The sequence below is a fragment of the Pantoea sp. V106_11 genome (assembly GCF_029967885.1).
Classification (GTDB): domain Bacteria; phylum Pseudomonadota; class Gammaproteobacteria; order Enterobacterales; family Enterobacteriaceae; genus Pantoea; species Pantoea ananatis.
In genome coordinates, this window is record NZ_JASCAK010000024.1 from 49,726 (window position 1) to 62,328 (window position 12,603).

A 12,603-nucleotide genomic window follows, 5' to 3' on the forward strand; every position below is an offset into this window, starting at 1 on the left:
GGCGCGGCTTAACAGGCCGCGCCGCTGCTGTTTAACTCAGTGCAAGGTTGCTGTTGTTGGCGCCCGACTCCGGGCTTTCCGCTAAGGGTAACCAGGCACGGATACGTAATCCGCCGCGTTCACTGTCACCGATCTCTAGCGAACCCTGATGCGCATCAATAATGCGCTGGACGATCGCCAGACCAAGGCCCGTGCCGCTGGTGCTGCGTGCGCTGTCACCGCGCACAAATGGCTGAAAGAGATGCGCCAGCTGATCCGGCTTAATGCCGGGACCGTCATCTTCAACCTGGAACCAGGCCCTATGCAGCTCGCGTCCGCTGCTGACTTTGATCCAGCCGTTGCCGTAACGCGCCGCGTTCACCACCAGGTTAGCCAGGGCGCGCTTAATCGAAAGGGGATTAATCTCCAGCATGAGCTCTTCTGCCATGACGGCGTTTTCAATTTCACGTTCATAACCGCTTTCTGCGGCCACTACTTCGCCCAGCACGCTGTTAAGATCGGCCAGCTCAGTCTGCATCTCCTGCCCGGTGCGCAGGTAATCGATGAACTGCTCGATGATGGCATTGCACTCTTCGATGTCTTTGTTAATCGACTCTGCCAGGTAGCCATCCTGTTCATTCATCATTTCCGTCGCGAGCCGGATGCGCGTCAAAGGGGTGCGTAAATCGTGGCTGACGCCCGCCATCAACAAAGTGCGGTCATCGGCAAGCTGCTTAACGCCCGCCGCCATTTGGTTAAACGCGCGCGTCACCGAACGCACCTCTGACGCACCGTATTCACGTAATGGTGGGGGAATAATGCCCTTGCCCACCTGTAATGCGGCATGTTCTAAATCGACTAACGGGCGGTTCTGGATGCGGATAAAAAGCCATGCGCCGCCTATCGCCAGCAACATTATCGCCAGGGTATAGCGGAACAGCGGCGAGAAATCACCCTGATGAATTTCCGTTAACGGCACCCGTACCCAAATGTCGGGCGATAGCCAGGTTTTGAGCCAGACAACAGGGGAGTTTTTGTTGACCTCGACGCGAACGTCTGTCGGGCCGCCAAGCTGCTGGCCCATCTGATCGCTAAGGAATTTGTAGTGCTGCGCCCAGCGCAGTCCGCTCTCCTCTGCCGCCGCATTGGTATAGAGCGAAATACCCAGTTCACGATAAATTTCGCGACGAAAAGCGGGCGGCACTTCCAGCTGCGTACCATCTTCCAGCTGTAAACGGTCGGTCATCAGCATACGCACTTCGTAGGCGAGGACTTTATTAAACTGTTGCAGGCTGGGAAGAATGGCAAAGTTCAGCACCACCAGGTAGGTCGTTACCAGGCTGACGAACAGCAAGGTAACGATCAACAACAGGGTGCGTGCAAATGAACTTCGTGGCGAGAAGCGCAGCCGCCTCATGCTTTACTGCCGTCCGGAACAAATACATAGCCCAGGCCCCAAACGGTCTGGATGTAGCGTGGATGGGCCGGATCTTCTTCCACCATGCGTCGCAGGCGGGAAATCTGTACGTCGATAGAACGTTCCATGGCGCTGTACTCCCGACCACGGGCCAGATTCATCAGCTTATCGCGCGACAGCGGCTCACGTGGATGGCTTACCAGCGCCTTGAGAACGGCAAATTCACCGCTGGTCAACGGCATAGGTTCGTCTTCACGGAACATCTCACGCGTGCCCAGGTTAAGCTTGAACTTGCCAAAAGCGATGACCGCTTCTTCCTGAGACGGCGCACCGGGCAGTTCATTGGCCTGACGGCGCAATACCGCACGAATACGCGCCAGCAGCTCACGTGGGTTGAACGGCTTTGGAATATAGTCGTCAGCACCGATTTCCAGCCCAACGATGCGATCCACTTCTTCGCCCTTGGCGGTCACCATAATGATAGGCATCGGGTTGCTCTGACTGCGCAGGCGGCGGCAAATGGAAAGACCATCTTCGCCAGGCAGCATCAGATCAAGCACCATTAAATGGAAGGATTCGCGGGTTAACAGACGGTCCATCTGCTCGGCGTTGGCGACACTGCGCACCTGAAAGCCCTGCTCGGTAAGATAGCGCTCTAATAGTGCACGTAAACGCATATCGTCATCGACGACCAGAATCTTGTAGTTTTCTTGCATTTTTAACTCCCAAAGGCGCTATTGCCTGAGCCGATATTGTTAAAAAAAGATGCGGCACAGTGACAGTGTTTAATGGTTTATATTCTAGTCAAAATTGTTACAAAGCATATTAAACAGCAGCTTATATTTAAATTTTGGTCTGACGGCCGGGCAAGCTGCGTAATGACCACGGCGTTGAACAGAATACGGCAAATCTGAAATATTGGGTAAAATTCCGCTATTCACTGGTTTAGACGCGGCACACCGTGGCACAGCACTTGCAAATTCAAGCGCTTGCCGGAAAATTTGACTTAAATTACGTTCGTATCTGACGACGAATCCCGGATAGTCCGGTTTTTTAGACTGATAACAGCATAATATTCGGAAAAAAAACAGGTTAATACGCGACCTCTCTCGGATTAGTTTGAGAAGCCTCCCGAACAAGGCCATCTGCAGGTAAAGAGAGATAAATCAAACAGTAAAGCCCGCTTTGCGGCCCAATGGATTTCACCCACACTATAGCGACACCAACTTGCCGCTTTACGGGGAAACCATAATGAAAAAAACGATTTTACTGCTGAGCGCACTGGCTTTGGCCAGCGTCGGTCAGACTTATGCCGCTACCGCAACCGGTGAAGCCGCGGGCGCACAGGCAACGACCACCGCTCAGGGTAACTCCAATGCGATTGGTATTGGCGCAGTCGCCGCTCTGCTGGGCGTTGGACTGGCAACGGCTGGCGGCGGCGGCGGTGACGGCACCAACAGCAGCACCTCGACGACCACCTCGACCAAAGCCGGTAAGTAATTCCTGCCGCCACGGAACCGCACCGGTCTGGATATGACAGCCCCCTCCTCTGTCATTGCCGTATAAGGGTTTTTTAACAGGTAAAAAACCCTTTTCCCACCTCTTTTTCGCCACGCACGATTTGCTTTACACTGATCCTCTTTCGATTTGACCGGCTTGTACCATGAGAACCCGACTGATTACCCGAGAAGGTTTCAACACCTTAAAAGCTGAACTCGATCACCTGTGGCGTGAAGAGCGACCTGAAGTCACCAAAAAAGTGACCTGGGCCGCCAGCCTCGGCGACCGCAGCGAAAATGCGGATTATCAATACAATAAGAAACGCCTGCGTGAAATTGACCGCCGCGTGCGCTATTTGAGCAAGAGCATTGAGCAACTGCGCATTGTGGATTATTCACCCCAGCAGGATGGCAAAGTATTTTTTGGCGCCTGGGTTGAAGTCGAAAACGATGACGGCGATGTGAAGCGCTTCCGTATCGTGGGTTACGATGAGATTTTTGGCCGCAAGGATTACATCTCAATTGACTCGCCCATGGCGCGGGCGCTGTTAAAAAAGGCCGTCGGCGACGCGGCGGTAGTAGAAACGCCAGCGGGCCCGGCATGCTGGTATGTCAATGAAATTAGCTATGTTGAAGGCTGATTCAGAATATCGCTGAAAGCAGGCCGCTTCTCTGGCAATTTCAGCCATCAATCCGTATAACTATCGGCTATTTCTCAACCCAGAAAGCATAATAGTCCGATGATGAATGTTCTTAGCCAGCTAATTGCAAGTGAGCTACAGGCGCGCCCTGAGCAAGTAGATGCGGCCGTCCGCCTGTTGGATGAAGGGAATACCGTGCCGTTTATCGCACGTTATCGTAAAGAGGTGACGGGCGGCCTGGATGATACACAACTCCGCCAGCTCGAAACCCGCCTCAGCTACCTGCGTGAATTATCCGAGCGTCGGCAGGCCATCCTGAAATCTATAGAGGAACAGGGAAAACTCACCGACGATCTGGCGAATGCCATCAATACCACCCTCAGCAAAACCGAACTTGAAGACCTCTACCTGCCCTATAAGCCTAAGCGCCGTACGCGTGGCCAAATCGCGATTGAAGCCGGGCTGGAACCCCTGGCCGATACCTTATGGCAGGATCCTTCACAGGACCCTGAGCAGTTGGCAACAGGCTATGTGAATGTGGATAACGGTGTCGCTGACGTTCGTGCGGCGCTGGATGGCGCGCGTTATATCCTGATGGAGCGCTTTGCTGAAGATGCCGCCCTGCTGGCTAAAGTCCGCCACTATTTGTGGAAAAATGCCCATCTGGTCTCAAACGTGGTGGAAGGCAAAGAGGAAGAAGGCGCGAAATTCCGCGACTACTTCGATCACCATGAGCCGCTGCACAGCGTCCCTTCGCATCGCGCGCTGGCCATGCTGCGCGGTCGTAATGAAGGTATTTTACAGCTGTCGCTGAATGCCGATCCGCAGTTTGATGAGCCACCGCGCGAAAGCCACGGTGAAACCCTGATTGCGGAACACCTGAATCTGCGACTGAATAACGCACCGGCTGACAGCTGGCGCAAGGCCGTGGTCAGTTGGACCTGGCGCATCAAAGTCATGCTGCATCTGGAAACCGAGCTGATGGGTACCGTTCGCGAGCGTGCGGAAGACGAGGCCATTAACGTCTTTGCCCGTAACCTGCACGACCTGTTAATGGCGGCACCTGCGGGCATGAGGGCCACGATGGGCCTGGATCCCGGCCTGCGTACCGGTGTGAAAGTTGCCGTGGTTGACGCGACCGGCAAGCTGGTCGCCACCGATACAGTTTATCCGCATACCGGGCAAACGGCCAAGGCGGCGGCGGCGGTCGCGGCGCTGTGCGTGAAACATCAGGTGGAACTGGTCGCCATCGGTAATGGCACCGCCTCACGTGAAACCGAGCGCTTCTTTCTGGATCTGCAAAAACAGTTTCCCCAGGTCACCGCCCAGAAAGTGATCGTCAGCGAAGCGGGCGCCTCAGTCTACTCCGCGTCTGAATTAGCTGCGCTGGAATTTCCGGATCTGGATGTCTCACTGCGTGGCGCAGTGTCGATCGCCCGTCGCCTGCAGGATCCGCTGGCCGAACTGGTGAAAATCGATCCGAAATCGATCGGTGTCGGCCAGTATCAGCATGACGTCAGCCAGAGCCAGCTAGCAAAAAAACTGGATGCGGTGGTGGAAGACTGTGTGAACGCTGTCGGTGTCGATCTCAACACGGCTTCGGTACCGCTGCTGACGCGCGTGGCCGGGTTAACCCGCATGATGGCACAAAATATTGTTGGCTGGCGCGATGAAAACGGCCGTTTCCAGAACCGTCAGCAGCTTCTCAAGGTCAGCCGTCTTGGGCCTAAAGCGTTTGAGCAGTGCGCTGGCTTCCTGCGCATCAACCACGGCGATAATCCACTGGATGCCTCGACGGTGCACCCGGAAGCTTATCCGGTGGTGGAACGCATTCTGGCCGCGACCGAGCAGGCGCTGAGTGAGCTGATGGGCAATCCCACCAGCCTGCGTAACCTGAAAGCGTTGGACTTCACAGACGACCGCTTTGGTTTACCGACTGTGACCGACATCATGAAAGAGCTGGAAAAGCCGGGCCGCGATCCCCGTCCTGAGTTTAAAACGGCACAGTTTGCCGAAGGCGTGGAAACCCTGAATGACCTGATGCCAGGCATGGTACTTGAAGGCGCCGTGACCAACGTCACCAACTTTGGTGCGTTCGTCGATATTGGCGTGCATCAGGATGGCCTGGTTCATATTTCTTCGCTGTCGGACAAGTTTGTGGAAGATCCTCATCAGGTCGTAAAAGCGGGCGACATCGTTAAAGTTAAAGTGATGGAAGTGGATCTACAACGTAAGCGCATTGCCTTAACCATGCGCCTTGACGAGCAGCCGGGAGAAGGCAACGCGCGCGGCGCTAAGAGCGGTGCGCCACGCGAAGAAAAACGTCCGGCCGCGAACAAAGGCCGCGCACGTCCTGCCAGCCAGCCCGCAGGCAACAGCGCCATGGGCGACGCGCTGGCGGCGGCATTCGGTAAAAAACGCTAGTTACGCACCACGCAGTCACCTCTTATCCCCGTCATGGAGAAGGAGGTGACTGTCATCCTTCTCTCGCTGGTCGCTCGTTTTATCTGAACAGAAAAAACGTTCCAGGCCGCCTCTGTTTACCTTCTGACGCGGGCGCAGTTGCCGATGTGGGGCTTCACGCCTGCTGCTTTGCACTGGCTTTTCAGGCCGACCTGGCACGTTTGAGTTGAAAATCCCCGCCCTGACGCTACGCTAAAAAGACGCCCGTCATAATAACGACACCTGCTGTGGCACCCTTTGATAATGGAAAAGATCACTGCTTTAATCGATAAGATTTATGCCGATGCCTTTCCTCAGGCTATGCGCGAACGCCTGCTCGCCACGATCGTTGAAGCCCGTGACACCACTAAGCTGCCGAGAAAGGCCCACTGGGATGAGCAGGACGTGGTGCTGATTACGTATGCCGATCAGTTCCGCGAGCCGGGCAAACCCACACTCAACACCTTTTCACGTTTCTACCAGCAGCATTTGCACGCCACGTTTCCGCTGGTGCACCTCCTGCCGTTTTATCCCTATTCGTCTGACGACGGCTTTTCGGTCATTAACTACCATCAGGTCGATCCGCTGTGTGGCGACTGGCAGGACATTGCCTTACTGCATCAGGAAACGCGCCTGATGTTCGACTTTGTCTGTAACCATATGTCAGCGCATAGTGCGTGGTTTAAACATTATCTTGCTCAGGATGAAGGCTGGGATGATTTTTTTATCAGCCTGCCGCCCACCACCGACCTCAGCGCGGTCACGCGGCCAAGAACGTCACCGTTGCTCACCCCCTTTACGCTGGAAAACGGTGAAATCCGCTTTGTCTGGACCACGTTCAGTGCCGATCAGATTGACCTTAACTTTGCCCGTCCCAGGGTGCTGGTGCGCATGGTAGAGGTGCTACTCGACTATCTGAAACGTGGCGCGGACTATGTGCGACTGGATGCGGTGGGATACATGTGGAAAACGCCAGGCACGAACTGTATTCACCTCGAAAAAACGCATCTGCTGGTCAAACTGTTTCGCGCCATTGCCGACGTGGTCGCACCCGGCACCGTCATCATCACCGAAACGAATGTGCCGCACAAAGACAACATCAGCTACTTTGGTAACGGGCAAGACGAAGCCCAGATGGTGTATCAGTTTTCCTTGCCGCCGCTGGTGCTACACGCCATCCACACCGGATCGGCTCGCGCTCTGCGTCAATGGGCCAGCACCCTGCAGGTGGGCAATGGCGATACAACCTTTTTTAACTTCCTGGCCTCGCACGATGGTATAGGTCTTAATCCGGCACGCGGGATTTTATCGGAGGTGGAGATCACGGCGCTGGTGCGCGATCTGGCACTGGAGGGGGCGCTGATCTCCTATAAAAACAATCCTGACGGCAGCACCAGCCCATACGAAATCAACGTGACCTATTTCGACGCGCTTAACCGCGAAGGCGATGACGACGAAACGCGCCTCAAACGCTTTATGCTGGCGCATGCTATTTTACTGGCCTTTCCGGGTGTTCCAGCCGTCTATATTCAAAGCATCCTGGGATCGCGTAATGACTATGACGGCGTACGTGAGGCAGGCCATAACCGGGCCATTAACCGGCAAAAATATTCGCTCTCCGCTATCGAAGACGCACTGGTGAACAGCGACGGCTTACGCCATCAGGTTTATACCCGGCTGAGCAAACTGATTCAGCAGCGTCGACGCCAGACGGCCTTTCATCCCGACAACCCGTTGACGTTGTTTCAGAGCGATAATGCCCTGCTCATCATGAAGCGTTATTCGCATAACGGCGGTGATGAATTACTGTGTGTGTTTAATCTCAGTGGCAGGCAGATTGAAGCCCCGTTACCGGAGGCGCATCTTTTTCAGGATGTGGTAAGCGGTGAGAAAATTGATGGCACCCAGCCAGTAACGCTGGATGCCTGGCAATTCATGTGGCTACGATAATTACTTGTACACTTCCGCTGTCGCACTGAACTTACCGTGTTCACGACCCGCGATCACCAGGAAGTATTTGCCACCCTTCTCATCAGCGGCCTCTGACAGCTTCTTCTTAGCATCCATCGGCGACGTGGTTTCGGCCGTGGTATTTACGGTGCCGATTTTGGTCAGATGCATCTTCTGCACTTCTTCTTTGGTGACTTCTTTCGCCGCCAGAGCAGAGAATGACACTGCGCCCATCATCATTGATGCAACAACCCATTTCATAACCTTCATTTGTCTACCCTCATTCATGATCCATTGTTGAGATGTAAGCAGCCGCAAATCGCTTAAGGCTATATCGAACGGCATAGTCATCTCCCTGACTAATCGCATAGAAGTGCAGCGGCCTTGCTCACTCATGAAGTATTGCCGCTGCGCAGAAATTTGCCAGTGAGGGCCAAGGTTATCTGTCTAATTTGCTGATAAATGAAACAATGTGCTGGCAGAACGCATCCGGGTGCGAAATAAAGGGGGCATGTGCCGCTTTGTCCGTTACGACAGACGGCGACGTGGGCAGCAGCGGATCGAGTTGCTGCACAATCCGGCGCGGCACCAGACCATCCAGCGCGCCATACATCCGCAAAAAGGGCAGCGTAATGGCCGTAAGCCTGTCACGCAAGTCATCGTCGCTCAGAATCGTCAGGCCGCCATTGAGCACGGCCACGTCTGGCATCGGCTGCGACAATACCACCTCCTTGAGCTTACGTGCATCCGCCCGAGCGGTTTCCGTTCCCATGGTCTGCAGCGCCAGAAAACGCTCGACGGTGCGCTGAAAATCGTGACTGAGCTGCTGCTGGAAGTTATGCAGGGTTAAGGGGGCAATACCCGGCCAGTCATCGCGGGCCGTAAAACAGGGCGAAGAAGCCACCGTAATCAGGGCGCGTAACCGCTCTGGCTCGCTCAACGCCAGCTGTGTGGCGACCAGCCCGCCAAGCGACCACCCCAGCACAATAGCGCGAGGCGGCAGAAAGGGCACCAGTGTCTGCGCCATCTGTTCCAGCGACAGGGCAGCAAACCCGCGGCTGCGACCATAGCCAGGCAGATCCACCAGGTGCAGGCGAAACTGTGCGCTGAGTCGCGGCACAATGTTTTGCCACACTTCCGCATTCAGTCCCCAGCCGTGCAGCAGCACAAGATCGTCATCTCCTTCGCCACAGGTATGCCAGTAAAGTGAGCTCATCCGTTACTATTCCATGATTGATAAGGAGGTCACTATGCTACCAATGCCCGCCCTGTGTTGGCTATGTCAGTTACCCTTGCGGATTGCCCTGCATGGACTCTGCAGCATTTGCCTGCGCCAGCTACCACGGCTGCCATCACTGTGTCCGTGCTGCGGCCTGCCTGCCGTATCCGATGCTCTGCCCTGCGGTCGTTGCCTGCTTAGACCGCCGCCCTGGCAGGCGCTAATCTGCGTCAGCCACTATCAGCCCCCGCTCAGCACATGGGTGAATCAATTAAAATTTTCGGGTATTACCGCACTCAGGGTGATGCTGGCCCGGCTGCTTTTGCTAAGCTGGCTCAATGCGTATCGCAGAGGACAGACCGTTCGTCCCGACTTACTGATGTGTGTTCCGCTGCATGCCCGACGCTGCTGGCGGCGCGGTTACAACCAGACGGCCCTGTTGGCAACGCCGCTGGCACGCTGGCTGGAGTGTGAATTCAGCCTGGCGTTATCCCGTCAGCGCGCCGGCGCCGTTCAGCATCAGTTGAGTGCCCGTCAGCGGCGCCGCAATCTACGCGGTGCGTTTTGCCTTGAAACGGATGTTAACGGACGCCATATCGCCTTAATCGATGATGTGGTGACGACCGGCAGCACGGTCAGAGAAATCAGCCGCCTGTTACAGGGGCGAGGCGCAGCCAGCGTGCAAGTGTGGTGCCTGTGCCGTACCTTGTAGAGCCTGAATGATGGGCGTATTATAACCAACTAAATTAGTCAACTATTGAGCAACTGACATGATCCGAATTACTGATTCTGCCCAAGAGCATTTTTCAAAACTGCTATCCAAACAAGAAGATGGCACCCAGATTCGCGTATTCGTGATTAACCCGGGTACGCCAACTGCCGAATGCGGTGTGTCCTACTGCCCACCGGATGCGGTAGAAGCGACAGATACTGAACTGAAATTTGAAAAGCTGTCAGCCTATGTGGATGAGCTGAGCGCGCCCTATTTGGAAGACGCTGAAATCGACTTCGTAACGGATAACCTGGGTTCGCAGCTGACGCTCAAGGCGCCTAATGCCAAAATGCGTAAAGTTTCCGATGATGCGCCGATGGTTGAGCGTGTTGAGTACCTGTTACAGGCTCAGATTAACCCGCAGCTGGCAGGCCACGGCGGTCGCGTTTCGCTGATGGAAATCACCGACGACGGTTTTGCTATTCTGCAATTCGGCGGCGGCTGTAACGGCTGTTCGATGATCGACGTCACCCTTAAAGACGGCATTGAGAAAGAACTGCTGGCGGCGTTCCCGCAGCTGAAAGGCGTGCGCGATATCACCGAACATCAGCGTGGCGAGCACTCTTTCTACTGATGTTTACGCGCGACAGCCCGGCTGTCGCGCGCATCCGTTATCCTGCCTTGCGTCGTTTAGTCACGGTTTCCAGCAGTTTATTCACGTTATCGTCGGCAAAAATGCGTTCCAGCGGCTGCGCGAGCTTGCGCCGCCAGTTGGGATATTGATCGACCGTACCCGGCACATTCACCGGCGTCGTCATCCCCAGCCAGTCTTCCGGCTGTAGCCCCAGCAGCGCACTGTTCGTGTCCGCCAGAAAACGGTGAACGGACTGATTCAGTTCGGCCGTCATCGCCAGAGCATCCGCCCGCTTTGCGCTGCGCGACGGTACGGCTCCCGCTTTATGCAGAGCATCCAGTAAGGCCTGTTTTTGCTTCATCCGCTGCTGCTGCAGGTTCTGTACCGTTTGCCCGTCTGGATAAAGCCCGATTTTCTCGCCAAGCTCTAAATCACCTGCACTCCAGAAGCCGGTCAACGTGGGAAGATCGTGCGTACTGGCGCTGGCAATGGACTGGCGTGGATAGGCCTGGGGGGCACGGTAAGTCCCCTGTTTTTCCTGCTCAAACCACAAGACTTTCCAGGAAAACACGCCGCTGTCGCGCAGCAGGCTGACGATCTCTTTAGGTACCGTACCGAGATCCTCACCAATCACCATACAGCGCAAACGCTGGCTTTCCAGCGCCAGAATGCCAAGCAGATCGTGCACAGGGTAAGCGACGTAGGCGCCTTTATCCGCCGTTTCACCTGCCGGAACCCACCAGAGGCGCAGCAGAGCCATGACGTGGTCAATACGCAGCGCCCCGCAGTCACGCATATTGGCGCGCAGGATATCAATAAATGGTTGATAGCCCCTGGCCTGCAATACGTGAGGATCCATTGGCGGCAGCCCCCAGTTTTGCCCCAACGGCCCCAGCCTGTCAGGCGGCGCGCCAATTGATGCCTTAAGGCGGTACAGCTCCGGATCGTGCCAGGTTTCGGCACTGCCTTCGGCCACACCGACCGCTAAATCACGATACAGCCCCACGCTCATGCCCAGCGCCTGGCTCCGTGCCCAACACTGAGAGAACTGCTGCTGTGCCAGCCACTGTAACCACTGCCAGAAGGCAATCTCATCCGCGTGCTGCGCGCACCAATCCTGAACGTCAGAAGACTGACTGTTACGCCAGCGCTCAGGCCAGGCCGGCCAGCCCGCGTGCGTGGCACCTTTCCCCTGCATTTCAGCCTGCAGACCCTCATAGGCCGCCTGATAGCGCAGGCTGTCGCCCCCCTGCTGGATGAAATCCGCAAACTGCTGCTTCTGTGCGTCTTGCGCATCGCGCGACTGGAACCGGGCCCAGCCGTGACGTAATGCCGTAATTTTCAGTGCCATAACCGCGTCATAATCCACCCATTCGCTTTCACGGGCTTGCTTTAACGCCTTTTGGGTTTTGGCACTTTTCCACCACTTCTGACCCGCGCTGCTTTGTTGGAAATCGGCAACCTGTGCCACATCGATGTAAATAATATTCAGCCAGCGGCGCGATGAAGGGCTGTAGGGGCTGGCAAAAGCGGGGCTGGACGGATAGAGCGCATGCAACGGGTTCAGGCCAACAAAGTCGCCGCCGCGTGCGGCAAGCTGCTCCAGCAACATTTCCAGATCGCCAAAATCACCGATGCCCCAGTTTTTCTCTGAACGCACGGTATAAAGCTGCACCAGCGCCCCCCAGCGTTTCTCTCCGGCGCGCAAGGCCGGTGGCAGATAACAACGGCGCGGTGTCACGATCACACGCGTCTGCCACTCACGCTTGCCCTTGCTCAAGGTCAGCTGGTGATAACCCTGCCCCAGAGGCGAAGGCAGTTTAAAGGGCGCACCGCCTTCGAGGGTTCCGCTAAGGGTTTTGCCTTTCTCTGTCTGCAACTGCCAGCGGAAGCTGCCGTCCATCTGAGGCGTCAGCTCGCGTTTACGGTTACCGCTAAAAACCACAACGGGGGGCAGCGGAGATTTACCGGCTTTCTGTGGGTTTTCCATTATGCCCAGTAAGGCGCGTTTGGTATCATCGCTGATGGCTTCAGGTTCACCGTTCGCATCGAAATACGTGAGCGCTATTCCCGCCGCCTGGGCGGCTTTATCAAGTGAAGTGGATTTCAT

At 55.7% G+C, this 12,603-nt stretch carries 11 protein-coding genes; 6 read left to right on the forward strand and 5 right to left on the reverse strand.

Translation table 11 applies throughout. The features are described 5' to 3' along the window. Window positions 1-31 precede the first annotated feature (31 nt). Entirely contained in the window at window positions 32-1,396 is a 1,365-nt protein-coding gene (gene envZ, locus QLG08_RS07565; RefSeq protein WP_013027520.1) for a two-component system sensor histidine kinase EnvZ, read from the reverse strand. Continuing rightward, entirely contained in the window at window positions 1,393-2,112 is a 720-nt protein-coding gene (gene ompR, locus QLG08_RS07570) for a two-component system response regulator OmpR (protein ID WP_001157751.1), read from the reverse strand. The genes envZ and ompR overlap by 4 nt, the downstream gene beginning before the upstream one ends. A gap of 535 nt (window positions 2,113-2,647) precedes the next feature. On the opposite strand from ompR, the gene yjbE reads away from it, so the two are divergent. The 4 genes from yjbE to QLG08_RS07590 all read left to right on the forward strand — a co-directional run bounded on the left by yjbE (window position 2,648) and on the right by QLG08_RS07590 (window position 7,928). Next, a complete protein-coding gene (yjbE, locus tag QLG08_RS07575; protein ID WP_014604850.1) occupies window positions 2,648-2,896 on the forward strand; it encodes an exopolysaccharide production protein YjbE in 249 nt (82 codons plus the stop codon). A 163-nt stretch (window positions 2,897-3,059) separates the two neighbouring features. Beyond that, entirely contained in the window at window positions 3,060-3,536 is a 477-nt protein-coding gene (greB, locus tag QLG08_RS07580; RefSeq protein WP_014604849.1) for a transcription elongation factor GreB, read from the forward strand. 99 nt (window positions 3,537-3,635) lie between these two features. Next, window positions 3,636-5,960, forward strand: a complete 2,325-nt coding sequence (locus QLG08_RS07585) for a Tex family protein (RefSeq protein ID WP_014604848.1) — start codon at window positions 3,636-3,638, stop codon at window positions 5,958-5,960. A 282-nt stretch (window positions 5,961-6,242) separates the two neighbouring features. Continuing rightward, the gene (locus QLG08_RS07590) at window positions 6,243-7,928 is read left to right on the forward strand and encodes an alpha-amylase family glycosyl hydrolase (protein WP_133345164.1); all 1,686 of its coding nucleotides are present in this window, start codon (window positions 6,243-6,245) and stop codon (window positions 7,926-7,928) included. On the opposite strand, the gene QLG08_RS07595 is transcribed toward QLG08_RS07590, so the two are convergent. Together QLG08_RS07595 and bioH are read right to left on the reverse strand one after the other, a co-directional pair. Beyond that, the gene (locus tag QLG08_RS07595; RefSeq protein WP_026021071.1) at window positions 7,929-8,198 is read right to left on the reverse strand and encodes a YdgH/BhsA/McbA-like domain containing protein; all 270 of its coding nucleotides are present in this window, start codon (window positions 8,196-8,198) and stop codon (window positions 7,929-7,931) included. It lies immediately after the preceding gene. Window positions 8,199-8,367: 169 nt separating this feature from the next. Next, on the reverse strand, window positions 8,368-9,144 hold the full coding sequence (gene bioH / locus QLG08_RS07600; RefSeq protein WP_110015630.1) for a pimeloyl-ACP methyl ester esterase BioH: 777 nt from the start codon (window positions 9,142-9,144) through the stop codon (window positions 8,368-8,370). Between the two features lie 34 nt (window positions 9,145-9,178). Here bioH and gntX point away from each other — a divergent pair, with 34 nt between their 5' ends. After that, the gene (gene gntX / locus QLG08_RS07605; RefSeq protein ID WP_105080837.1) at window positions 9,179-9,859 is read left to right on the forward strand and encodes a DNA utilization protein GntX; all 681 of its coding nucleotides are present in this window, start codon (window positions 9,179-9,181) and stop codon (window positions 9,857-9,859) included. A gap of 58 nt (window positions 9,860-9,917) precedes the next feature. Next, entirely contained in the window at window positions 9,918-10,493 is a 576-nt protein-coding gene (gene nfuA, locus QLG08_RS07610; RefSeq protein ID WP_013027528.1) for a Fe-S biogenesis protein NfuA, read from the forward strand. A 37-nt stretch (window positions 10,494-10,530) separates the two neighbouring features. Here the strand turns inward: nfuA and malQ are convergent, their stop codons facing one another. Continuing rightward, a complete protein-coding gene (gene malQ / locus QLG08_RS07615) occupies window positions 10,531-12,603 on the reverse strand; it encodes a 4-alpha-glucanotransferase (RefSeq protein WP_014604844.1) in 2,073 nt (690 codons plus the stop codon).

What these genes read in the sequence shown, in the direction of transcription:
- envZ (WP_013027520.1), bottom strand. Translation starts at nt 1,396, where the DNA reads ATGAGGCGGCTGCGCTTCTCGCCACGAAGTTCATTTGCACGCACCCTG.
- ompR (WP_001157751.1), bottom strand. Translation starts at nt 2,112, where the DNA reads ATGCAAGAAAACTACAAGATTCTGGTCGTCGATGACGATATGCGTTTA.
- yjbE (WP_014604850.1), top strand. Translation starts at nt 2,648, where the DNA reads ATGAAAAAAACGATTTTACTGCTGAGCGCACTGGCTTTGGCCAGCGTC.
- greB (WP_014604849.1), top strand. Translation starts at nt 3,060, where the DNA reads ATGAGAACCCGACTGATTACCCGAGAAGGTTTCAACACCTTAAAAGCT.
- QLG08_RS07585 (WP_014604848.1), top strand. Translation starts at nt 3,636, where the DNA reads ATGATGAATGTTCTTAGCCAGCTAATTGCAAGTGAGCTACAGGCGCGC.
- QLG08_RS07590 (WP_133345164.1), top strand. Translation starts at nt 6,243, where the DNA reads ATGGAAAAGATCACTGCTTTAATCGATAAGATTTATGCCGATGCCTTT.
- QLG08_RS07595 (WP_026021071.1), bottom strand. Translation starts at nt 8,198, where the DNA reads ATGAAGGTTATGAAATGGGTTGTTGCATCAATGATGATGGGCGCAGTG.
- bioH (WP_110015630.1), bottom strand. Translation starts at nt 9,144, where the DNA reads ATGAGCTCACTTTACTGGCATACCTGTGGCGAAGGAGATGACGATCTT.
- gntX (WP_105080837.1), top strand. Translation starts at nt 9,179, where the DNA reads ATGCTACCAATGCCCGCCCTGTGTTGGCTATGTCAGTTACCCTTGCGG.
- nfuA (WP_013027528.1), top strand. Translation starts at nt 9,918, where the DNA reads ATGATCCGAATTACTGATTCTGCCCAAGAGCATTTTTCAAAACTGCTA.
- malQ (WP_014604844.1), bottom strand. Translation starts at nt 12,603, where the DNA reads ATGAAATCCACTTCACTTGATAAAGCCGCCCAGGCGGCGGGAATAGCG.